Raw genomic sequence first — 23,308 nt, forward strand, 5'->3', positions numbered from 1 at the left:
ATGGTCGATTATCAGGACAGATTGCGCCCGGTGATCCGGGCGCTGGAGCAGAATCCCGAGCTCTGTCTCAGCGAGGCGGCCAGCCTGGCTTCACTCTCCAGCTATCACTTTCACCGGGTCTTTACCGCCGTCACCGGTGAAACCCCGGCCGAGATGCAGCGTCGCTTGCGGTTGGAGCGGGCTGCTCGCTCTCTCTGCTACAGTCGCGACCCGATCACCGAGATTGCCTTCTCGGCCGGTTTTGCCAGCTCACAGGCCTTTGCCAAAGCGTTTCGCAAGCAGTTTGCCATGGCGCCGGGGATGTTGCGCCGCCAGCCGTCACTCTTGCAACTGAGCAAGAATGGACACGCGGCTGCCCGGGTCTCTGATTATGCTGAAGGCCGTTCCAGTGAAAGGAGGCTACAGATGAAAACCGAACAGATGGCTGCGCGCACTCTGGCCTATATCCGGGTCACCGGCCCTTACGGCGCAGGCTATGAGCCGGTGTGTGACCAGCTCTATCAGTGGGTTGCCGGGTTGGGCTTGGCCGAAGGAGAGTGGATCTTCATCTACCACGACAACCCCGAAGTGACGGCTCCCCAGCAGTGCCGCACCGATATCTGCGTCACCGTGCCGGCGGGCACCAGGGGAAGTGGCAATGTGGAGATCCAGCAGCTGGCGGGCGGCCGCTATGGCCTGTCACGCATGACGGTCACCGATCCGGCCCAGTACCCCGCACTCTGGCAGCAACATATTGGCGAGGTGGTGGCGGCCGGTTGGGAATTTGACGATCGCCCCTGCTTCGAGCTCTATCACAGCTTTGATCCGGTGACCAAGGTGGCCGATGTGAGCTTCTGCTCCAGCCTGAAGGGCTAGCCAAAAACCAGCGGGATCCTGCAGAAACGAGAGAGCCGGACAGTGTCCGGCTCTTTTTATATCGGTTGGCGTGATTAGCGCTGCAGGCTCTTCTGGGCGAACTTGGGGCGGGCATTCATGATCTGCTCCACCTGCTCGTCGCTCATCTTGCCACGCGACAGCCCCAGCACCTTGTAGGTGAGCAGCGGTCGGGCGGGCAGGGCGATCATCAGGGCGCGGATCTGGTTCTCGTCCTCTTTCTCCCGCGTCGGTTTGCCGTAGGCGTAGGTGAGGACGCCGGCATCCATCAGGTTTTTGACGGCGGGCTCGGTGATCGGCAGGTTTATGACGCTTTTGCGCTGCAGTACGAACTCGCGCAGCACCGCCTTCTCGTTGAAATCGAGGAAGCTGATCATCTGGGCCAGCTGATCCTGCTGGCGGCGTGCCTGCCACTCGTCACAGGCCCACTCCCAGGCGATCAGGAAGCCCTGACTGCAGAAGTAGGAGATGGCGATCAGCATGCCGACACCCAGCCAGGCCGCGTGGGTCGTGGCCCACTGGCTGACGGCCCCCTTCATCAGTCCGGCCGGAAACAGCAAAATGATGCTGCAACAGAGCAACAACCAGACCATCATCCAGTTGAGGCGGTTCAGTTGATAGAAATGTTGGATCCACCGTTTCATTGTTCATCCTTCCCAAACTGTTGTGGATAGTGAACTACCTACAGCAATCGGTGTGCCAACAGCGCAATGGCAGCGGGGAGGGGAGGCTGGCGAGGTTACATTCCCTTACAACTTATTGAATGAGTTGTCATTAATTTGCCTTGTGAGGCGGCGGTCGAGTTGGTAAAACGTCCCCTCAGTCATTGGGGAGTAGCAACCCGCCCGCATTCCGGGCCGGGCCCATGTCAACACTCTTGGATCCTCGTATCCATGGCATGGGCGGCGATAGGCACTATCGCTCTGCAAGACCTTTGGCCTCGATATGCACGCCAGCCGGGCGAGCCATGTCGGGTCCATCGGTTACTCTGCTCGCCTGGCGGTATCTATTATGTTGATTACCCTGCTGTTATTTCTCGTCTCTGCGGTCACCATCTACCTTGCCTGCGAATACTTCGTCAACGGCATCGAGTGGACCGGCCACCACTTCAAACTATCCCAAAGCGCCACCGGCTCCCTGCTGGCGGCATTGGGTACGGCGCTGCCCGAGTGCATCGTCACCCTGACCGCTCTGCTGATGGGCAACACGACCGCCCAGCAGGAGATCGGCATTGGCGCCGCTCTTGGCGGGCCGCTGGTGCTGGCGACCATCGGCTATGCGGCGGTCGGCCTCACCCTGCTGCTTTGCATGGGGCGTACCGAACGGGCCATCGACGGCGAGGTGCAGCGCGAGATTGGCCGGGATCAGCGCTGGTTTATCGGCATCTTTCTGGTGGCAACCGCGCTGGGGCTGGTCGCTTTCACCGGCAAGAGCTGGCTGGCCCCGCTCTTCCTGCTGGTCTACCTCGTCTATGTAAGGCGCGAGCTGAAACAGGCTGACAGCCACGAAGTCGAATTGCCGGAGCCCCTCAAGCTGGCTCCAAATGCTGGGATCCCGCCCCTTGGCAAGGTGTTGCTGCAGACGCTGGCTGCGCTGGTGGTGGTGGCGCTGGCGGCCCAGCTGTTTGTCCATCAGCTGGAGAGCATGGGCGAGCTTTTTGGCCTCTCGCCGGTGCTGGCGGCCCTGCTGTTGAGTCCGGTGGCGACCGAGATGCCGGAGCTGATGAACGTGCTGATCTGGGTGCGGCAGGGCAAGAACCGGTTGGCGCTGGCCAATATCTCCGGGGCCATGATGATCCAGGGCACTATCCCCAAGGCGTTCTGCTTGCTCTTTACCCCCTGGTTGCTGGATGGCGCCATGATGGCCTCCTCGCTGGTCACGCTGCTGGCGGTGGGGCTGCTCTGGTGGGGGTTCAGAAAGGGAACCATGACCGCCGAGCGGCTGGCGCTGGTCGGTCTGCTCTATCTCGGTTTTTGCGGCTGGCTGCTGGTGAGCTGAAGCGGGAAGCGCGGATATGAAAAAGCCCCCTTGGCAGGGGGCTTTGTTGTATCGGTTGAGGCGGTGCTTACAGCGCGGCGATCTCGGCCTGCTGGGCTTCCAGCTTGGTCAGCTGGAGACGGTAATCTTCCAGCTTCTCGCGCTCTTTGGCGATGACCGCTTCCGGCGCCTTGGCGACGAAGGCTTCGTTGCCGAGCTTGCCTTCGATGCGACCACACTCGCCCACCAGACGGGCAACCTCTTTGGCCAGACGGGCCAGTTCGGCATCCTTGTCGATGAGACCAGCCATCGGGATCATCAGCTCGGTAGCGCCGATCAGCTTCTTCACTGACAGCGGGGCAGTTTCACCGTTCGCCAGTACGCGGATGGATTCCAGACGGGCCAGCGACTTGAGGAAGGCCTCGTTGTCAGCAGCGCGCTGGGCATCCTTGGCATCGCACTGGAGCAGCACGTTGAGGGGCACGCTCGGCGCCACGTTCATCTCGGCACGGATGTTGCGGATACTGACGATGAACTCCTTCACCCACTCCTGATCCGCCATCGCGGCTTCGTCCACCTTGGCGGCGTCGAACTCCGGGAAGGCCTGAATCATGATGGTGTCGGCGTGTACGCCAGCCAGCGGGGCGACCGATTTCCAGATGGTCTCGGTGATGAACGGGATGATCGGGTGCGCCAGACGCAGCAGGGTTTCCAGCACGGTCACCAGGGTATGGCGGGCAGCGCGCTGCTCGGCCTCGGAGCCCTTGGTCAGCACCGGCTTGGTCAGCTCCAGATACCAGTCACAGAACTGGTTCCAGATAAATTCGTACAGCACGCCAGCCGCGATGTCGAAGCGGTAGGTATCGAGGGCGGTACGGAAGTCACGGATGGCCACTTGCAGCTGGGACTGGATCCAGCGATCCGCCAGACTGAACTGCATTTCGCCACCGGCAAAACCGCAATCCTGATCTTCGGTGTTCATCAGCACATAGCGGGAGGCGTTCCACAGCTTGTTGCAGAAGTTGTTGTAGCCGTCCAGGCGCTTCATGTCCCAGTTGATGTCACGACCGGTAGAGGCCAGCGCCGCCAGGGTGAAGCGCAGAGCGTCGGTACCGTGGGCATCGATCCCTTCCGGGAACTGCTTGGCGGTACGCTTGGCGATCTTCTCGGCCATCTGCGGCTGCATCATGTTGCCGGTGCGCTTCTCCAGCAGATCTTCCAGCGAGATGCCGTCGATCATGTCGAGCGGGTCCAGCACGTTGCCCTTGGACTTGGACATCTTCTGGCCCTCTTCGTCACGGATCAGACCAGTGATGTAGACGGTCTTGAACGGGACTTGCGGCTGGCCGTTTTCGTCCTTGATGAAGTGCATGGTCATCATGATCATCCGGGCAATCCAGAAGAAGATGATGTCGAAGCCGCTCATCAGCACGTCGGTCGGGTGGAAGGTCTTGAGTGCCTCGGTGTTGTTCGGCCAGCCCAGAGTGGAGAAGGTCCACAGGGCGGAGCTGAACCAGGTGTCGAGCACGTCTTCGTCCTGACGCAGGGTAGTCACGGACGGGATGCTGTGCTTGGCACGCACTTCATCTTCGCTGCGGCCAACGTAGACGTTGCCGGCGTCGTCATACCATGCCGGGATGCGGTGACCCCACCACAGCTGACGGGAGACGCACCAGTCCTGAATGTCGCGCATCCAGGAGAAGTACATGTTTTCGTACTGCTTCGGCACGAACTGGATGCGGCCATCTTCCACCGCTTCGATAGCGGTCTTGGCCATCGGTGCTACGCGCACGTACCACTGGTCGGTCAGCATCGGCTCGATGGGCACGCCACCGCGATCGCCGTAAGGCTGTTGCAGCACGTGATCCTTGATCTCGTCCAGCAGACCCAGCTCTTCCAGCTTGGCCAGAATCGCCTTACGAGCGGCGAAGCGCTCCAGACCGGCGAACTCGGCCGGCAGGGCGGCGTCGTAGGCAGTGCTCGGGTTGCCGTTGGTGTCGACCACTTCGGCCTCGGCACGCACGTGGGCGTCCAGAGTGAAGATGTTGATCATCGGCAGGCTGTGGCGCTTGCCCACTTCGTTATCGTTGAAGTCGTGGGCCGGTGTGATCTTCACGCAACCGGTACCCTTCTCCATGTCGGCGTGTTCGTCGGCAACGATGGGGATCAGACGGTTCACCAGCGGCAGCAGGATGTGCTGGCCGATCAGCGCCTTGTAGCGCGGGTCTTCTGGGTTCACGGCCACGGCGGTATCGCCCAGCATGGTCTCCGGACGGGTGGTGGCTACGATCAGGTAATCCTTGCCTTCAGCGGTCTTGGCGCCGTTGGCCAGCGGATAGCGCAGGTGCCACATGTGGCCCTTAATCTCGCGGTTCTCCACTTCCAGATCGGAGATGGCGGTGTTGAGTTTCGGATCCCAGTTCACCAGACGCTTGCCGCGGTACATCAGGCCATCTTCGTAAAGACGTACAAACACTTCCTGCACGGCGGCGGAGAGACCCTCATCCATGGTGAAGCGCTCGCGCTCCCAATCCACGGAGTCGCCCAGACGGCGCATCTGGCGGGTGATGGTACCGCCGGACTCTTCCTTCCACTGCCAAATCTTGTCGATGAAGGCATCACGGCCGTAATCGTGGCGCGTCTTGCCCTCTTCTGCCGCGATCTTGCGCTCAACTACCATCTGGGTGGCGATACCGGCATGGTCGGTACCTGCCTGCCACAGGGTGTTCTTGCCCTGCATGCGGTTGTAGCGGATCAGGGTATCCATCAGGGTTTGCTGGAAGGCGTGACCCATGTGCAGGCTGCCGGTGACGTTCGGCGGCGGGATCATGATGCAGAAGGAGTCTTTGCTGGTGTCGCCGTGGGGCTTGAAGTAGCCCTGAGCTTCCCAGTGCTGGTAGAGCGCCTGTTCGATGGCGTTGTGATTAAAAGTCTTTTCCATGGTCTCGCCGTAATCTGGATGGATGGATTCTGGTGTTGATTCGTCGTGGATCACAGGCGGCGCAGTCAGGGCTGCGCCGGATCCGGTGCGGCAAGGACGGGCTGATCCCTCATCTCGAGGGCATGGCCTGCCTGGCGATAGTGCTTGTAGCGCTCGCGGGCTTGCTGCTTTTGTGTTTCGTCAGTGGGGACAAAATCTACCACTTGAGCGAAGTGTCCTGCAAACAAAGGTGTCTGTTTGGCCAGATTGATGAGTCGGGCGTAGCGCCGCCGTGGCGGCTGGTGGCCGATCTCCACCGGTGCCTGACCGCTTTCGCCCTGCAGCTGGTGCGGCACGAAGCGCTCCGGCGGCAGTTGCCACAGCAGTTCGTCGAGGCGCAGAGCCTGCGCTTCGTCGTCGCAGAACAGGTAGATATGGCCCGCCCCCCAGCTATCGGCTACGAGCTGGCAGGCGAGCCGTTCGATGGCCGAAGCCTGCTCGTCATCCTGTTCGCTCATCAGGTAAAAGGTCACTTGGCTCATCAGGTTGATCCCGTGTTGCAGTGACGGACTATTGACCGCCTCATGAGGCTCGCGGGGTGTTTCTCCGCTCGCAACTCACTGATTCAAGAATGAAACAAGGAAGAGGCGGGCCTCTTCCTTGTGATTCAGGGTAACGCCAACCCCGTTGATGCACGCATCAGACAGGGTGGGAGAGTTACTCTTTCTCTTCGATATCCACGCCAGCCCGGTTCAGCAGGAACTGGGTCAGCAGGGGCACCGGACGACCGGTGGAGCCTTTGTCCTTGCCACTCTTCCAGGCGGTTCCGGCGATGTCCAGGTGAGCCCAGTTGTACTTCTTGGTGAAGCGTGACAGGAAGGCGGCCGCAGTAATGGTACCGGCCGGACGACCGCCGATGTTGGCCATGTCGGCGAACGGGCTGTCGATCTGCTCCTGATACTCGTCGAACAGCGGCAGACGCCAGGCGCGATCACCCGCCTGCTCGGAGGCGTTGAGCAGCTCGTGGGCCAGCGGGTTGTGGTTGGCCAGCAGACCCGAGGTGTGGTGACCCAGCGCGATGACGCAGGCACCGGTCAGGGTTGCCACGTCGATCACGGTGTCCGGCTCGAAGCGGTCCACATAGGTGAGGGCATCGCACAGCACCAGACGGCCTTCCGCATCGGTGTTGAGCACTTCGATGGTCTGGCCGGACATGGATGTGAGGATGTCACCCGGACGATAGGCGTTGCCACCCGGCATGTTCTCGCAGCCTGCCAGCACGCCAACCACGTTGATCGGCAATTGCAACAGGGCCAGCGCATGCATGGTACCGAGCACGGAGGCGGCGCCACCCATGTCGTACTTCATCTCGTCCATGCCGTCAGCAGGCTTGATGGAGATGCCGCCGGAATCAAAGGTCAGACCCTTGCCGACCAAGACGATGGGCTTGGCGTCCGGATGACCCTTGTACTCGATGATGGCCATCATGGCTTCGTTGTCGGAGCCGCGAGCCACCGCCAGATAGGAGTTCATGCCGAGCTCGGCCATCTCCTGCTCGCCCACCACCTTGGTAGTGATGTTGTCGTAGGCATCGGCCAGACGACGGGCCTGAGAGGCGAGATAGGCCGGATTGCAGACGTTGGGCGGCATGTTCGCCACGTCGCGGCAGACCCGCACACCTTTGGCCACGGCCAAGCCGTGAGCGATGGCTTTTTCACCAATGGTCAGTTCCCGACGCGTCGGCACGTTGAATACCAGCTTGCGCAGCGGGCGACGTGGCTCGGCCTTGTTGGTCTTGAACTGATCAAAGCTGTAGAGGCCCGCCTTGGTGGTTTCTACCGCCTGACGCACCTTCCAATAGGTATCCCGACCCTTGACGTGCAGCTCGGTCAGGAAGCAGACCGCTTCCATGGAGCCGGTTTCGTTCAGGGTGGTGATGGTCTTGTTGATGATCTGCTTGTACTGGCGTTCGTCGAGTTCCCGCTCCTTGCCGCATCCGACCAGCAGTACGCGCTCGCTGAGCACGCCCGGTACTTGATGCAGCAGCAGCATCTGGCCTGGTTTCCCTTCCAGGTCGCCACGGCGCAGCAGCGAACTGATATAGCCATCGCTGATCTTGTCCAGTTGTTCGGCAACCGGAGAGAGGCGACGAGGCTCAAATACGCCGACTACGACGCAGGCGCTCCGTTGCTTCTCAGGACTGCCACTCTTTACACTGAACTCCATGGAATCTCCTACATCCTAAAGACAAAAGGCACCTTTTATTGAATAATGCGGTGCTTGTTGGGGTATCAGAGGCGGAGCGAACAGCCACTGGCTCCGCAGTTTAAACTGGTAAAAATCCAATATACGGCCCTATTTTTCAGGCATTCGACTAAAAACACAAGTTTACTTGGGAATGACTGTGATCGTTTTCCGATATTTGTTCAGGGAAACCCTGAAAACCCAGCTGGCAGTGTTATTCGTGTTGCTGCTTATCTTTGTCAGCCAGCAATTTATCCAGATTATTGGCGACGCTGCCGACGGCGAGGTACCGACACGTCTGGTCTCCACCCTGCTGCTGCTCAACCTGCCCAACATGGCGCTGTTGATGCTGCCAATCAGCCTGTTTTTGGCCATCTTGTTCGCTCACGGACGCCTCTATGCCGAAAGCGAGATGACGGTGATGCATGCGGTTGGTTTCAGCCACCGTTTCGTGATGCGCAATGCCATGTTTCTGGCGCTGCTCACCGCCGCTGTCGCAGCCTTCAATACCGGCTGGATCGCCCCGCAGGCGAAGGAGCGCGAGTATCAGGTGATCGATGATTTCAAGGCCGACCCCGGCATCTCGTTCCTGCAGGCGGGTCGCTTTATGGAGCTCGACAAGGGGCGTCTGGTTGCCTACATCCAGGATTTGAATGATAACGGCTCCAAACTGCACAAAATCTTCGTGCTGCAGCGACCCGAAGGGAACAATCCTCCCTCTGTGGTGGTGGCATCCGAAGGGGCGGTGACGGTGGATGCCAACGGTTTGCAGTGGCTGACCCTGACCGATGGCTCCCGCTACGAGGGCAACTTCTCTGGCAAGCAGTTCCAAGTCTCCGATTTTCGCGAGTACGGCCTGATCATTCGCCAGCAGGAGATGGAGCGCTCCAACCGCAAGGCGGCAGCCAAGCCGACCATGGAATTGTTCGGTACCCAGGACAACTCCATGATGGCGGAGCTGCAGTGGCGTCTCTCGTTGCCGCTTTCGATTCCGGTGCTGACCCTGCTGGTGGTGCCGCTGGCGCGGGTCAATCCCCGTCAGGGCCGTTATGCCAAGCTGCTGCCTGCCATCATGCTCTATCTCTCTTACTTCCTGCTGCTCAGTGCCGCCCGTTCGGCCATCGACAGTGGCCGGTTGCCCTACTGGCCGGGGATGTTCCTGGTTCCGCTCGGTTACCTGCTTTTCATCGGTTTGCCCCTCAACCTGCAGGGCACCAGCTGGTGGAATGGGGTGAAAGGGCGTTATTTCAACAGAAAATCAGCATGATGCTGCAACATAGGAACTTCTGCTGATGTTTGGCATTCTCGACAGATATATCGGCCGGGTCATCTTTATGTCGATCCTGCTGTGTGAGATCACGCTGGTTGGCCTTGCGGGTCTTATCAAGTACGTGGAGCAGCTGCGCTCGGTCGGTGAGGGCAACTACGACATGATCAATGCCCTCTACTATGTGCTGCTTTCGATGCCGAAAGAGGCGGTACTCTTCTTCCCGCTGGCGGCCCTTCTGGGCGGCCTGATCGGTCTGGGTCAGCTTGCGACCAGCTCCGAGCTGGTGGTGATGCAGGCGGCGGGCCGCTCCAAGATCAGTATCGTGATGGCGGCGCTCAAGACTGCGATCCCGCTGATGATCCTGGTGTTGCTAATGGGGGAGTATGTGGCCCCCGTTGCCAAGCGGATGGCGGATGATATTCGTGCTGGCGCTATTTCAGAAGGGCGGTTGACCGTCTCCGCCTACGGGGTGTGGGCTCGCGATGGCAACAACTTCGTCAATATCAACGGGGTGCGCAACGATGGCGCGCTGACCGGAATTACCCTCTACCGCTTTACCCCCGAGCGCAAGATGATCGATGTGGTTCAGGCGCAGGAGGGGACGTTTGAACAGCACCACTGGCTGCTCAAGCAGGTACAGGTCACCCGCTTTGATGATCCGACCCGGGTGCAGAGCGAACAGCATGCCCAGATGGAGTGGAGCTCCGAACTGACGCCCAAACAGCTTGGTGTGGTGAGTATCGATCCGGAAAACCTCTCGATATCCGGCCTGCGCGACTACATTGGCTATCTGGACGCCAACAAGCAGGATGCCGGCCGCTACAAGCTGGAGATGTGGCGCAAGTTGCTGGCCCCCTTCTCGGTGGTGGCCATGATCCTGCTGGCCTCCTCGTTTATCTTTGGCCCGCTGCGCTCGGTGAGCATGGGCGCGCGGATGCTGATGGGGATCATGACCGGCTTTGCCGTTTACGTGAGTGATCGGGTATTTGGCCCCGTTACGCTGGTCTACTCGGTTCCTCCGATCCTGGCGGCGATTGCCCCCAGCCTGCTTTTTGGCGGCATATCGCTTTATATCCTCGGCCGCAAACAGTAGCGGTTCTGGAATGTAAAAAGGGCACCTTTCGGTGCCCTTTTTCGTTCCTGTCGAGCAAGGTTACTTGTTCAGCAGCTCCAGATTTTCCTGTTTGCTCAATACCACGACCTGGCACTCTGCCCAGATATCCTGAAACGCGCGCGGTGCCTTGCGGTTGAAGAGGCACATCAGATTGCCAAGGCCGAAGGCGGCAGTGGCGAGCCGGATCAGCGCCTGAGTGATGCGGATATTGCTGCCATCTTCGTTCTGGATGCGCAGCCGCCAGGCCCGCATGCCGATGGTTTGGCCGGCGCGAGTCCAGAACCAGGTGTAGAAACCGCAGATGACAAAGGCGAGCCACAGGGTATAGATCAGGCTCAGGGGATGGCGGGTCAGCAACCAGACGGTATCTTCACCCGCCGGCACGCTGGCCATGCCGGTGACCAGCAGCAGTTTGGCGACGCCCATGCCGATAAAACCGGCAATGACGAGCAGCGAAGTGACGACCAGATAGTCGTAGATGAGGGCTCCCAGCCGACGCAGCAGACCTGCTGACGGGTGTTGCTCTGCCGCAGGCTTGGAGGGGGTTTGTTGGACTTTTTTATGCTTGGCCATCGTTTTTATTCCATTAAAAGGATGGCGGCATTCTATGTAACTGATCCGGTGTCGGCAAGGCGTTGAATAAATGAACAAACAGGAGTGTTCAATCGAAAAACACCTTGCATGGCATCCAGCCATTCGTATAATCCCTCGCAGTTGCCCGGGTGGCGAAATCGGTAGACGCAGCGGATTCAAAATCCGCCGGTGAATAACCGTGTCGGTTCGAGTCCGACCCCGGGCACCATCGAATTCATGACAAAAGGCCATCAGCAATGATGGCCTTTTGTTTTTTCCGCTTTTTATTTCTCGGCGCTCTGCATGGCTGGAGCGGCGTTTTCCTCTTTTAACTCGCCCGCTTACCCCTCTCTTTTCTTGCCGCCAGAAGGCTTCTTTTTCTGCCAGTATTCCGCCCGTTCGAGTGTAATAACTTGCTCGTGCAAAGATATTTATCCCCACAGGGCAAATAGCAAGGTGCCAAAAGCACCGCCAAAGAGCATCAGGGCGACGGCTTTGGGTGAGCCGTGCAGCTTGGTCCACATAAAGAGGCTGGTGAGGGCGAGCAGCAGCAGTGCCAGCGCGGCGAGATCGCCAAACAGTTGCCAACCAAGGGCAGTTCCCATGCCGCGATGCAGCCGGTTGAGGCTGGCGGCAAAGTTCGCCTGCTGCAAGTCGGTGCGTACCAGCAGGGTGCCTTCCACATAGCTGGCGGCCACGCTGTGGGTGAGGGTGACGCCACGCATCTCCCAGCGGGCGGGCAGGGTGAGTTCACCGGATGGTGTCGGCAGTCGCTGGGCCGGGGTGATCATGGCGCGCCCATCCTCGAATCCGTCCGCGTAGCGTTGCTGCAGCAGACTCTTCAGCTCATCGGGGCTGGCCAGTGGTGCGGGCAGCGCTATCTCTTCGCTCGACTTGACGGTATGGGGGCCGGGTAGCGGTAATACGGCCCTGTGCTGCAACCAGAGCCCGGTAATGCCATAGAGCAGCATCAGGGTAAGGGTGAAAAATCCGGCCCAGGCGTGGAGGCGGCGCACCCATTTGTTGTTGTGAAGGGGAATTCTTCTGCGTTTCATCATCTGTGTTTCATAAAAAACTGGCCAGCAAGGGCTGGCCAGTGAGGATGGTCGGTTACAGGGTTCAGAAGCGGTAGCTGCCGGTCAGCATCAGCTGACGGGGCGTTCCCGGCATGATCTGGGTGGTGCCGGTGGCGCTGACGAAATACTCATGGTCGGTCAGGTTCTCCGCGCTCAGCTCGGCTTCCCACTGCTGCCAGCGGTAACCGGCACGGGCATCGAAGCGGGCGTAGCCGGGCAACACTGTGGTGTTGGCATTGTCGGCAAAGCGATCGCCCACCGCGGTCATCCCCGCCTCGCCAAACCAGCCCTGTTTGCCGCTCTGGTAGCCGGCGAACAGCTGGCCATTCTGGCGAGAGACGTTCATCGGCCGTTTGCCCTGCAGATCGGCATCCGCCTTGACCTGCTCGGCATCCTGAATGGCGATACCGCCACGCAGATAGAGCTCGTCGGTCAGCTGGGCGCGGGCGCTCAGCTCGACACCGTCGGTACGCTGCAATCCGGTCAGGATCACCTTGGTGGGATCCAGCGGATCCTTGCTGCGCTTGTTGTACATCTCCAGCCGGTAGACAGAGAGAGTGGTCGCCAGCCGGCCATTCAGCCAGTCGCTCTTGACGCCCCCTTCGTAGAGACGGGTGTGCTGCGGTTCCAGATGGTTGTTGGGATCTCCCGGAGTGAACCCGATCAGCTCGCCGCCCACCGGGGTAAAGGTCTTGCTGTAGGAGGCGTAGAACGCATGCTCCTCAAGGGGATTCCATACCAGGCCGAGGCGCGGACTCAGGCTGGTGACCGAAAGTGTCTCCTCCTTGTTGAGGTCGTTGCGGCGGCTGGTGACGGTGAAGTCGTCGCGACGCAGCCCACCCACCAGATGCCAGTCGCCCAGGCTGAGCTGATCCTGCAGATAGATGCCGTTACCACGTACCTTGTGGTTGGCATCGCTGGATAGCTTCATCGGGCCGTTGTAGCTGGGCAGCGAACCCGGGTCATAGAGGTTGCCGGGTGCAATGGGGGCGGCATTCTGATAGAGCTTGGGCGTGCGTGCCTGCCAATCCTGCTCCAGACCGATCAGCAGACGATGCTCGACGGGGCCGCTTTGCAGCTGGCCTTCTACCTCGGTGTTGCTGATCAGGTTTTTGGCCTTCAAATCCTGCTGCCAGCGAGAACGGGTCACCTTGTCCCCTTTCACGCTGGTGACATAGGTGTTGTCGAACTGGCTGTCGAGGGTGGTGTAAGCGAGCTGCTGGCGCAGTTGCCACTGATTGTTGATATCCCAGGAGAGGCGGGAGCGGGTCGACTGCGCCACATCGTCGATGAAGTCGCGGCTGGTGTCGCTGTAAACATACTCTCGTGGCACATCTGCCGGTCGGCCATTGACGCCGGGAATACCGCGATCCGGCGTGCGGTTGTGCTCGTTGCGCTCGAACTGCACCAGCCAGTTGAGGTTGTCGCTGATCTCCCAGTTGGCTGATGGTGCCAGCAGGGTGCGTTTGCCGGTTACTCCGTTGCGGAAACTCTCTTTATCCTCCTGCGCCATGTTGAGGCGCAGTTGCAGCTGCTCGCTCGCTTCACCATTGAGGTCTGCGGCCAGCCGCTGAGTGTCGAAACTGCCGACCCGAGCTGTGACGCTGGAGGCTTGTCCCTTTTGCGGTGTCTTGCTGACCCGGTTCACTATGCCCCCCGTGCTGCCACGGCCGTAGAGTACGGCTGCCGGCCCTTTCAATACCTCGACCCGCTCGATATTGCCGAGATCGCGGGTGTACTGCATGTCATCGCGAAATCCGTCGAGATAGAAGTCGTTGCTGGCGCTGAAGCCGCGGATATTGACCCCGTCGAAGCGGGTATCACCGCTGGCGTTGACCCCGGGAATGCCAGCCAGAGCTTCGCTCAGGGTGGGTTGGCCGAAGGCAGTCAGCTCGCTTGCCTTGACGCTGTCGATGGCTTGCGGCACCAGTTTTGCCGGCGTGCTGGTGCGGGTCGCTGTCGCGACCTCCTCGTGCTGGCTGCGCTTGCCGACGACTGTCATGGTCTCATCGGCGGCCTGGGCATGAAGGGCTGTACCGAACAGTGCCAGCGAGATGAGGGTTCTGCGAAAGTGAGGGTGCTGCATATTCAATTTGACTCTTGAAGGTGCGGCCTGATGGCCTGAACTTGTTGATTTAATTGTAATTAGTATCCACCCCGAAAAATCGGGATGCTAATGATATTGATTTCCATTTGTATGGCAAGGCGAAAATGGAGGTGTGTAGAGGAAGATAAGCGCGGGTGATGGGGTGGCGAGTTGTGCGAGGAGACTGGCCCGCAAGGGGCGGGCCGGAGAATGGAATTACTGGGTACGCAGCAACCAGCGGGTCGCAGGCAAGGTAGCCAGCAGGCGATAAGCAAGCAGTGAGGCACCCAGCAGCAGTGGCACCTTGACCAACTCCCATAAAATGGAAGCGTTCTGCGGGCCAAAGGTGAAGCTCCATACCACCAGCATCATGTGCAGGCAGTAAAGGCCCAGCACCTTGGGGGATTGGCGGGCGAGCCAGCTTCCCTTGCCCCAGTCAGGATGGGCCAGCAACAGGCCAAAGAGGCCGACGGCCCAGGGCACGGAACCGAGCAGAAAATCGTGGCGAGTCAGCGGGATACCGGCAAAAGCGCGCAGAATGCAAGCCTCCACCCCATAGAGCGCGAGTCCACCCAGCAGTAGCCACCATCCGCTGCGGGCTGATGGTTGCCACTGCTGCAGGCGCAAGCGGACCCCCATTGCCACAACCAGCAGGGAGAAGAAGGGGCCGTTGCGGGTGAGCAATAGCCACTCCTCTCCCAGCAATGGCTTGGCATAGGAACCACCGAGCAGTACAAACAGGTAGAGCCCGGCACCCAGCATGAGAGCGAATCCCGGCTTGCCAAGCCACTGGCAAAACGCCAGCAGGGTGACCGCCAGGATTAGTGCCGGCAGAAACCAGAGGTGGATCATGCCGCCGACCAGCCAGCGATTGACCGTATCTCCGAGCTGGAACTGCCACTGTGCGTTGAGGGAGTTCAGATAACCCTGTTCGATGGCATTCAGCGGATTGAAGGGCACCAGCAGGTAGACGAGGCTCCAGACCAGCCAGAGCTGGAGCAGGGGGCGGCAGTAACGCCATGCCACGTTCATCGGTGCTCCAGCACTCAGCTTGGGTTGCAGAAAGTAGCCGGCACAGAGGAAAAACAGCGGTACGGCAAAGCGGCAGAGCTGGTTGATGATGCCGCTGAGCCAGAGGTAGCTCTCGCTACCCCACAGCGTGGGGTCGAAGGGGTGAACGAAAGGGGATACGTGAATGGTCATCACGGCCAATATGGCGATTACCCGCCCACACTCGATACTGGATATGCGCATATTGCTGGCTCGAGGTTACAGGGTTGAGCCAGCACGCTAAAAGTGTGGTGTTTGATTTACAACTCATTGATTCCGTTAATGTGAATCACACTATTGAGCGGTTACATTTCGTAACGGGGTGGCGGAGAGGGTTACTTTAGGTGTGATCTGGCCCCCATTTGCGATGGCTATGGCCGGCATGAAAAAAGCGAGGCAGGAGCCTCGCTTTTTGAGTTTGCAGAGTTGATTACTCGCGCAACATGGCGCTCTGGTTGGCTGCCAGGGTTGTTCTGCCAGAGCTCTCCAGCCAGGTCTTGATCCGCTTGGCATCGGCCACCCTGTCGTTGGTGGTTTCGGCGTTCAGCAGCACCATGATCACCGGCTCATTGTTCACTCTGGTACCCAGCACCAGACAACGGCCCGCTTCGCGGATATAGCCGGTTTTGGAGAGGGTAAATTCCCACTGACCCTCGCGTACCAGCCGGTTGGAGTTGCGATAGTGAAGCTGGCTCTTGTTGGTTCGCACATAGCTCTGATCGTCGGTGGAGTATTGACGGATCAGCGGATAGGCAGCGGCGGCTGCCGCAAGTTTGGCCAAATCCTGGGCGGTAGAGACATTGCGCGGGTTGAGACCGGTGCTGTCGGCATAGTGGGTGTTCCACATCCCCAGCATGCGAGCCTTGGCATTCATCGCCTCGACGAAGGCGCGCAGACCGCCCGGGTAGTTGCGTCCCAGCGCTGATGCGGCACGGTTTTCCGACGACATCAGGGCGATATGGAGCATCTCGGCCCGGCTCAGTTTCGAACCGATGGCCAGACGTGAACCTGTGCCCTTGATACGATCAACATCCGCATTGGTGACGGTGAGGGGTTCATTGAGGCGCTGGTTGGCGTCCAGTACCACCAGCGCGGTCATCAGCTTGGTGAGAGAGGCGATGGGCATCACCCGATTGCCGTTGTGCTCGGAGAGCACTTCGCCGGTTCTGTGGTTGGCGACAACAAAAGCGGCCGAATTGAGGTTGGGAATATCCCTTCGCTCCAGAAAGCTGTGATTGCTGCTGGCGGAAAAGGGGTTGGCGTGGGCACTGTCCATAGCGGCCGGCAGCATTACTGCGCCAAGCAACAGGGGAAGAAGGGAACGCATCATCATGATCTGCTCTACCGGACAAAAAACAGGGATATCTCGGTAAGTTATATGTCGTGAATTGGCGCTTCACAATGATTCTCACCTTGATATTGATAATTTGCTGCGTTGTAACCGTTAAGGCCCTGATTTGAGTATCCAAAAAGGTCTCTTTGAAGTCTTTTAACAGGCCGTTTTAGCTGATGTTAAAGGAAAAAACGGGGCCCGAAGGCCCCGCTGACTATCAGGATGAAATAGCCGATCAGTGGGCATCTTCCTGCTTGATTTTGAACCGCATGGCGATGATGACGAACAGTACTGGGCCTATGATGGTCCAGACGCCGGTCGAGATGTCACCGGAGATAAAGGGGGCGACGACGGTAAAGACGTTGCCGAATGCCACCAGGATCAGGCTGACAATGGTGGCCAGCAGTACCGAGCCCGAGCTCTTGAAGAAGATCAGGTCCTTCTCCAGTGCCGGATTGTGACGATAGCGATACCAGGCGTAGATGAGGAACATGTAGGGCAGGGTCATGCCGACGTTGGTCATGGTGATGATCAGTTCATAGAGGGCGGCTGCCCCTTCCGGATTGATCAGGGTGAAGATGGATTTGGCCGCGATGAAGATGCAGACCACCCAGGCCTGAACCTTGAGGGCCTCGACGCGAACGCCATTCTGGTTTTCACGCTGGAAGCGCTCCGGCCAGAAGTAGCTGGGGGTGCCGGTGATAAACTGGCGCAGCGGTGCGTAGGAGAGGGCGATGAAGGCGCCCAGATAGCTCAGGAACATGCCAAGGCCGGCAAAGCGCATGAAGATCTGGCCCAGCCACTCGCCACCCAGATGACGACCCAGCTCCAGCATGATGATGAAGAGGGCTGAGAGGGAGGTGATCCCCTCGGCCGGGAAATCGCTCCAGCGCATGATGGAGCCGACCGCCAGAAAGCCGATGATGTAGCAGAGCACGATGAAGGCGCCGGAGAGGAAGATGCCGCGCTTGAGGTCGCGCTCGGGATCTTCCAGTTCGTCAGCCACACCGGCCATCGCTTCGACACCGCCGTAGGCGAAGATGGCGAATACCATGAAGCCGAGGAAGGGGATGATGTCGTTGAAGGCGGCATTGGGAGAAGAGGTCAGCGATGCCTCGGTGAAGGGCTCCTGTAGGGTCATGCCGCTCACGGCGAAGGTCAGGACGCCGCCAACCAGCAACAGCACGTTGAGGGCAACGACGGAGAGGCCGCCGATGGCTGCTACCTTGGCAAAACGGGCGCTGCCGAAGGTGATGAGTTTGGTCACAATGGCCACCAGTGCAATGGCGACGACGCCCAGAATGAAGGGGCCAAAGTCGATGCCGGTGCCCAGGGTGACCGGAATAACGGTGATGTCGCGGCCAAACAGCATGAAGGAGAGGGGCACCCACATGGAGAGCGCCTTGCCGAACATCCAGATGACGTAGGAGGCGAACCACATGGTCAGCCCGATAAAGGCGTAGCGGGTCGAGACCGAGTGACGCATCCAGGTAAAGATGCCGCCAGCCTCTTTGCGAAAACCGGTACCGAACTCAATCATCATCAAGATGAAGGGGATGAAAAAGAACAGACCGCCGACTACGAACATCGGAATGGCGGCATATCCCATGCGGTAGAAACCGATCCCGATATTAGTAACGCCAAATACCGATGTGAGTATCATCAATATAAAGGCACCCAATTTCAGCTTTTTTGCTGACATATAAAACTCCCTGCTGGTGCAGCATTTTAAATAATCAAAAATTAAACATATCAAGCTGGATAAATTAATTATCCGGAGTGCATCAGCCTGTCGCGGTGCGACAGGCACAAACGTTCAGTCACGGATCGTTTGGTGGCCGCAAATCACTGTTTGACGAACCTGCATGGCGAATGCCATGGAGAGAAGGGGTGGTGCTGCCAAGCATTGAATGGACGCGATTTTACCATTAACGGCATCGAATTGGTAAGTTAGCCATATGGTTCTCAATCAGTTCGAAATAGCAATGCCAGTTAATTAATACGTTGCGGATGTAATCATTTACGATTCTGGAGCATCTATTTTTCGCTCGATATCCGTGAATAGATAAACGGATTGTTTATCGACAGATTTAAAAGCAAATGAAAATTGATTCCCTTATCCAAGGCGAGTCAACAGCACGCCACCGGTAATAATGGCGGCTGCAGTCAGGCGGGCTCGACCCAGCGGTTCTTTCAGCAGCCAGACCGAGAGCAACATGGCGAACAACACGCTGCTTTCGCGCAGGGCGGCAACCACGCCGATGGGAGCCTGGGTCATGGCCCAGATGACGATGCCGTAGGCGATCAGGGACATGGTTCCTCCTGTCGCGCCTGCTGCAGCATGCCGGCGGATCTGGCGCCAGGTATTGCGCTTCTGATGGGCGATCAGTACCAGCAACATCACCAGACCGGTACTGGCGAACAACCAGAGGGTATAGCGTACAGGCTCGCCGCCAGCCCGGGCGCCGGCCCCATCCGAGAGGGTATAAGTCGCGGTAAACATGGCGGTGATCAGCGCGGCCCGAACTGCTTTGCTGCCAAGGCGTTGCTGCCCACCCCGCCAGGCCATCAGCAAGACTCCCATGATCAGCACGCAGGCGCCGACGATACCGCCGTAGCCCGGGTAGTCACCGAGCAGCATGGCACTTAACAGCATGGCGAGCAGCGGGGCGCTGCCGCGGGCGAGCGGATAGATCTGGCCAAAATCGCCCTGATTGTAGGCATGACTGAGAAAGAGGCAGTAACCGGTGTGGAGCAAAATCGAGAGGCCTAGCCAGGGCAGTTCAGCCTGTGATGGCAACCCCATTGGCAGCAGGGCGACTGCGGCAATCAACCCGGAGAAGAGGGCGACCAGCGAAATGCCGACCAGTCGCTCCTCACCGATTTTGACAAGGGCATTCCAGCTGGCATGGAGCAGGGCTGCCAGCAGAACGGCAAAGAAGACGGTGGTACTCATGGGAGGTGCCTCGAATCCGGGAGCCGATATCATACCCGACCGGCACTTTCAGTGCCGGGATCTCTATCAAGGGATTGGTTGGGCGGGCTCTGTTAATGCCCGCTTTGGCGCAGTTTGCCGAGGGGGCCCAGTACCAGCTTGGGATTGGCATCGAACTTCAGAGCGATATCCTGCAGCGGGATGCCCTGCTGGTTGAGGTGGATGATGTCGGCGGCCATCTTGCCGAGCAGCTTGTAACTGCTGATGGTACCGACCGTGCAGCCGTGCTGGACGAAGAGCTCGGCGCTGCAGATGGTGGGGATGCCTGCGTCGTTCAGGGTGCTCAGCAGACGGGGGGCGATGGAGAGCAGGTAGCTGTCTGCCGCCAGAAAGACGATGTCGTTGCTGGCATCCTGCTGCAATCGCTTCAGCTCGCTATCGAGCCGCTTGGGATCCGGGGCAATCCGCCAGGGGACCACCTGCCAGTCGTAGCGTCTGGCCTCGGAGATAAGCATGTCGGTGACGAGGCGGGTGTTCTGCTCCCGCGGGTTGAAGGGGACGAGGAGCCGTTTGCCGGCGGGCAGGTACTTGCTGGCATTGGCCAGCTGCAGCGCCATCGGCACCATGTTGCTGGTGCCTGCCACCATCTTGTTCAGGTTTTTATCCTTTGCCAGAAAACCGGCACCTGCCGGATCCGAGACCACGCTGAAGATGAGGGGCTTGCGATCGGCCAGCAGACTCTTGGTCATGGCGGTGGCAGTGGTACCGAAGGTGTAGATGTAGTCGTAGCTGGCCAGCTTGGGCTCAACTTGCTGGCGCAGCATGGCCGCCAGCGTGGCGCGATCCTGCGCTGCATCGAAGGTGGTGAAGGTGGGTTGATAGCCAAGGCGCAGCAGCTCTTCGCGAAAACCGGCTTCGGCCGCAGTCTCGCCGCGCCAGAGCACCATGGCGATCGAGAGTGCATGTGCTGGCAGAGCCAGCAAAAGCAGGAGTGCAGCAAGCTGTTTCAACATCATCCAGCCTCGTGTCGTACAAACATCACCTGTTGAGCCTAGGCCAGTTTGTCGCTACGTGAACAAAGCAAAAAGCGCGATGGCATGCCATCGCGCTTTTGGTATCCATCCTGACCTGATTAGAAGTCGTAACGGGCAGCCAGTTGGAAGTCATCCTTGTTGGCAGTCGCAGTGCCGGCCACGCTGTCCAGATTGTTGATGCGGTACTCGCCGATAACGCGCAGGTTCTTGTTGAACTTGTACTGGGCGCCCAGGGTGTAGTAGTCCACGTTGTCCTTCTTGACGCCAGCCTTGTCCTGCTCCTGCTTGTTCCACAGGGCCATCAGGCCGAAGCCATTCTCGAAGTTGTAGCCCAGCGCGGCTTCCCAGCCGGTGTGGTCGGTGCCGGTGGCCAGGAAGTCGCTGCCGTCGGCGTAGCTCAGGGCGGCGTAGGCGGCCTTGTTGTCGTACTTGGCAGAGATGATCCACAGCTTGGCATCACTCTCGCCGCTCTTGTCGCGAATGCCGACGTTGTAGGCGGTACCCAGTGAGAGATTGAACGGGAAGGTATAGGCCACGGCAGCACCGTAGGCGGCATCGCTATCCTTGCTGGTGGTCTGTTCGGTATCACCGCCGTCGAACTTGTAGCTGGTATCGAGCTGGAAGCCGTTGAACAGGCCTGAATATTTCAGCACGGAGCCGGCACGGTTGGTGGCGAAGGTATCGGTCTTGGCGCCCAGCGCATCGTTGCCGTAGCCATCGGAGAGGGATACGTCAGTCCAGTCAGCCAGGAAGCCGGGAGCCCCTTTCTGACGGCCGAAGGTGACGCTACCCCAGTCTGCACCCACACCGGCAAAAGCCAGGCGGGTGCGCAGGTTGTCGGAGTTCTCGCTGATGGTCTTCTCGCTGTCGTTGATATACATCTGCACTTCATACTGGGCCAGCGCTTTCAGACCGCTCTGGATCTGGGTCTCGGCTTTGGCGCCGAAGCGGACAAACTGGTTGGCACCCTGCTTGGCACTGTAGTCCTGAGTACCGTTCGGGTGGGTGGCATCGACGTTTTCTTTCTTGTCACCGAAGAATTGACCGGCATAGATGCGGCCATAGAGATCCAGCAAAGAGGTGTCGTTTTTATACACTTCAACGGCTTGAGCCTGGAAGGCGGCAGTCAGCGCCAGTGCCACTACAGTCAGCTTTTTCATCTTAATCCCTTGTGTTGCAAGCTTTTGTTTGGAAGACGGGGCCATCCTAGGGAGGGCGGATGACAGCGGGGTGACAGTTGGATGAAGAGTCGATGGCAGTTGGATTGCAATTGGATGAATTGGCTACATTTATGCGCCTGTCAGCTACTTTTGTGCGCAAAGGTTTGCCCTTGTGGTAGAATGCCGCCCGTTTTCGAGCTCCATAGGTTGGATATGCGATGAGACGTGAACTGGCAATCGAGTTTTCCCGAGTGACGGAAGCGGCTGCACTGGCTGGCTACAAGTGGCTCGGACGTGGTGACAAGAATATCGCCGATGGGGCGGCCGTTGCGGCCATGCGCCACATTCTCAACCAGATCGAGATCGATGGTGAGATTGTGATCGGCGAAGGTGAAATTGATGAAGCGCCGATGCTCTACATCGGCGAGAAGGTCGGTACCGGGCATGGCGACGCGGTGGATATCGCGGTCGATCCCATCGAGGGTACCCGCATGACCGCCATGGGTCAGGCCAATGCGCTGGCCGTGCTGGCGGTGGGCGATAAGGGTTCCTTCCTAAAAGCGCCTGACATGTACATGGAAAAGCTGATCGTCGGGCCCAGAGCCAAAGGCGCCATCGACCTGAATCAGGCTCTCGAGCTGAACCTCAAGGCCGTGGCCAAGGCACTAGGCAAGCCGCTCTCCCGTCTGACCGTCATTACCCTGGCCAAGCCGCGTCATGACAAGGCGATCAAGGAGATGCAGGGGCTGGGCGTGCGGGTGTTTGCCATTCCCGACGGTGACGTCGCAGCCTCCATCCTCACCTGCCTGCCGGACAGCGAAGTGGACATGCTGTACGGCATCGGCGGCGCACCGGAAGGGGTGATCTCCGCTGCGGTGATCCGCGCGCTGGATGGCGACATGCAGGCCCGTCTGGTGCCGCGTCACCGGGTCAAGGGCGACAGCCCCGAGGTGATCGCGCTGGGTGAGCAGGAGATTGCCCGCTGCGAAGCGCTCGGCATCGACGTCAACAAGGTGCTCAAGCTGGAAGACATGGCGAAGAACGACAACGTCATCTTCTCCGCCACCGGCATCACCAAGGGTGATCTGCTGGACGGCATCACCAGCGATGGCGTGATGGCGACCACTGAGACCCTGCTGATCCGTGGCAAATCGCGTACCATCCGCCGTATCAAGTCGATCCATTATCTGGAACGCAAAGACAGCGTGGTTCGCGACATCATCCTGTGATGATGGCTCTGCCCGCCATGCGGTAGTGAATCAAGCCCGATCGCCTCGCGGTCGGGCTTTTTGCTGCCTGCCCTCTACGTTTGTCATCTGGCCTGGGCTATGGTGGCAGAGAGTCCGACAGGGCAGGTTGATCCTGTGACAGGAGTGGGTTGTATGGAGTGTCGTTCCGGTTGCGGTGCCTGTTGCATCGCTCCCAGTATCAGCAGTGCCATCCCCGGTATGCCCGATGGCAAACCGGCTGGCGTCCCCTGCATCCAGCTTGATGCGCGCCTTGGCTGCAAGATCTTCGGTCAGCCCGAACGGCCGGCGGTATGTGGCGGCTTTCGTCCGATGGCGGATGTGTGCGGTAGCCACCGCGCCGAGGCCATCTGGCTGATTGGCGAGCTGGAGCGGCTTACCACCTGACGAGGGCTGGGCAAAAAGATAAGAGGCCG

19 protein-coding genes, 1 tRNA gene and 1 riboswitch are annotated in these 23,308 nt (G+C 59.3%); of the genes, 7 read left to right on the forward strand and 13 right to left on the reverse strand.

The genetic code is table 11. From position 1 onward, the window contains the following. A complete protein-coding gene (locus AACR93_RS18605) occupies nt 1-855 on the forward strand; it encodes an AraC family transcriptional regulator (protein WP_043849752.1) in 855 nt (284 codons plus the stop codon). Nucleotides 856-929: 74 nt separating this feature from the next. On the opposite strand, the gene AACR93_RS18610 is transcribed toward AACR93_RS18605, so the two are convergent. After that, a complete protein-coding gene (locus AACR93_RS18610; RefSeq protein ID WP_041210085.1) occupies nt 930-1,517 on the reverse strand; it encodes a superinfection exclusion B family protein in 588 nt (195 codons plus the stop codon). 172 nt (nt 1,518-1,689) lie between these two features. After that, a riboswitch (yybP-ykoY riboswitch) is annotated at nt 1,690-1,797 on the forward strand. Between the two features lie 87 nt (nt 1,798-1,884). Between AACR93_RS18610 and AACR93_RS18615 the strand changes: the two genes are divergently transcribed. Next, nucleotides 1,885-2,871 carry a sodium:calcium antiporter gene (locus AACR93_RS18615; protein WP_043849763.1) on the forward strand — a complete coding sequence of 329 codons (987 nt, stop codon included), beginning with the start codon at nt 1,885-1,887 and terminating at the stop codon, nt 2,869-2,871. A gap of 67 nt (nt 2,872-2,938) precedes the next feature. Here the strand turns inward: AACR93_RS18615 and AACR93_RS18620 are convergent, their stop codons facing one another. The 3 genes from AACR93_RS18620 to pepA all read right to left on the reverse strand — a co-directional run bounded on the left by AACR93_RS18620 (nt 2,939) and on the right by pepA (nt 7,996). Next, nucleotides 2,939-5,791: a valine--tRNA ligase gene (locus AACR93_RS18620; RefSeq protein ID WP_043849753.1), complete on the reverse strand. Its 2,853-nt coding sequence runs from the start codon at nt 5,789-5,791 to the stop codon at nt 2,939-2,941. A gap of 65 nt (nt 5,792-5,856) precedes the next feature. Next, nucleotides 5,857-6,312: a DNA polymerase III subunit chi gene (locus AACR93_RS18625; protein WP_043849754.1), complete on the reverse strand. Its 456-nt coding sequence runs from the start codon at nt 6,310-6,312 to the stop codon at nt 5,857-5,859. Between the two features lie 175 nt (nt 6,313-6,487). Beyond that, entirely contained in the window at nt 6,488-7,996 is a 1,509-nt protein-coding gene (gene pepA, locus AACR93_RS18630) for a leucyl aminopeptidase (RefSeq protein ID WP_033115499.1), read from the reverse strand. A 172-nt stretch (nt 7,997-8,168) separates the two neighbouring features. Between pepA and lptF the strand changes: the two genes are divergently transcribed. After that, a complete protein-coding gene (gene lptF / locus AACR93_RS18635) occupies nt 8,169-9,281 on the forward strand; it encodes an LPS export ABC transporter permease LptF (protein ID WP_043849755.1) in 1,113 nt (370 codons plus the stop codon). 25 nt (nt 9,282-9,306) lie between these two features. After that, on the forward strand, nt 9,307-10,377 hold the full coding sequence (gene lptG, locus AACR93_RS18640) for an LPS export ABC transporter permease LptG (RefSeq protein ID WP_041210090.1): 1,071 nt from the start codon (nt 9,307-9,309) through the stop codon (nt 10,375-10,377). A gap of 60 nt (nt 10,378-10,437) precedes the next feature. Here lptG and AACR93_RS18645 read toward each other — a convergent pair whose 3' ends face one another. Next, nucleotides 10,438-10,971: an RDD family protein gene (locus AACR93_RS18645; protein ID WP_043849756.1), complete on the reverse strand. Its 534-nt coding sequence runs from the start codon at nt 10,969-10,971 to the stop codon at nt 10,438-10,440. A gap of 143 nt (nt 10,972-11,114) precedes the next feature. Between AACR93_RS18645 and AACR93_RS18650 the strand changes: the two genes are divergently transcribed. Continuing rightward, a tRNA-Leu gene (locus AACR93_RS18650) sits at nt 11,115-11,200 on the forward strand. 202 nt (nt 11,201-11,402) lie between these two features. On the opposite strand, the gene AACR93_RS18655 is transcribed toward AACR93_RS18650, so the two are convergent. The 8 genes from AACR93_RS18655 to AACR93_RS18690 form a co-directional block, all read right to left on the reverse strand. After that, nucleotides 11,403-12,026, reverse strand: coding sequence for a PepSY-associated TM helix domain-containing protein (locus AACR93_RS18655; RefSeq protein ID WP_043849764.1), 624 nt, complete (start codon nt 12,024-12,026; stop codon nt 11,403-11,405). 64 nt (nt 12,027-12,090) lie between these two features. After that, a complete protein-coding gene (locus AACR93_RS18660; protein ID WP_043849757.1) occupies nt 12,091-14,133 on the reverse strand; it encodes a TonB-dependent receptor in 2,043 nt (680 codons plus the stop codon). A 216-nt stretch (nt 14,134-14,349) separates the two neighbouring features. Beyond that, nucleotides 14,350-15,387 carry an acyltransferase gene (locus tag AACR93_RS18665; protein ID WP_043849758.1) on the reverse strand — a complete coding sequence of 346 codons (1,038 nt, stop codon included), beginning with the start codon at nt 15,385-15,387 and terminating at the stop codon, nt 14,350-14,352. Nucleotides 15,388-15,613: 226 nt separating this feature from the next. Then, entirely contained in the window at nt 15,614-16,516 is a 903-nt protein-coding gene (locus AACR93_RS18670; protein ID WP_043849759.1) for a serine hydrolase, read from the reverse strand. A gap of 235 nt (nt 16,517-16,751) precedes the next feature. After that, on the reverse strand, nt 16,752-18,218 hold the full coding sequence (yjeM, locus tag AACR93_RS18675) for a glutamate/gamma-aminobutyrate family transporter YjeM (RefSeq protein ID WP_041210095.1): 1,467 nt from the start codon (nt 18,216-18,218) through the stop codon (nt 16,752-16,754). A gap of 414 nt (nt 18,219-18,632) precedes the next feature. Beyond that, nucleotides 18,633-19,472, reverse strand: a complete 840-nt coding sequence (locus AACR93_RS18680) for a DMT family transporter (RefSeq protein WP_043849760.1) — start codon at nt 19,470-19,472, stop codon at nt 18,633-18,635. A 92-nt stretch (nt 19,473-19,564) separates the two neighbouring features. Then, entirely contained in the window at nt 19,565-20,467 is a 903-nt protein-coding gene (locus AACR93_RS18685) for an ABC transporter substrate-binding protein (RefSeq protein ID WP_043849761.1), read from the reverse strand. Between the two features lie 116 nt (nt 20,468-20,583). Next, nucleotides 20,584-21,645: a porin gene (locus tag AACR93_RS18690; RefSeq protein WP_041210098.1), complete on the reverse strand. Its 1,062-nt coding sequence runs from the start codon at nt 21,643-21,645 to the stop codon at nt 20,584-20,586. Between the two features lie 218 nt (nt 21,646-21,863). On the opposite strand from AACR93_RS18690, the gene glpX reads away from it, so the two are divergent. Next, the gene (gene glpX, locus AACR93_RS18695) at nt 21,864-22,874 is read left to right on the forward strand and encodes a class II fructose-bisphosphatase (RefSeq protein ID WP_041210099.1); all 1,011 of its coding nucleotides are present in this window, start codon (nt 21,864-21,866) and stop codon (nt 22,872-22,874) included. 153 nt (nt 22,875-23,027) lie between these two features. Beyond that, the gene (locus AACR93_RS18700; RefSeq protein WP_033115487.1) at nt 23,028-23,279 is read left to right on the forward strand and encodes a YkgJ family cysteine cluster protein; all 252 of its coding nucleotides are present in this window, start codon (nt 23,028-23,030) and stop codon (nt 23,277-23,279) included. The last annotated feature ends 29 nt before the right edge of the window (nt 23,280-23,308 follow it).

It is taken from the genome of Aeromonas sp. L_1B5_3, assembly GCF_963866575.1.
GTDB classification, from domain to species: domain Bacteria; phylum Pseudomonadota; class Gammaproteobacteria; order Enterobacterales; family Aeromonadaceae; genus Aeromonas; species Aeromonas jandaei.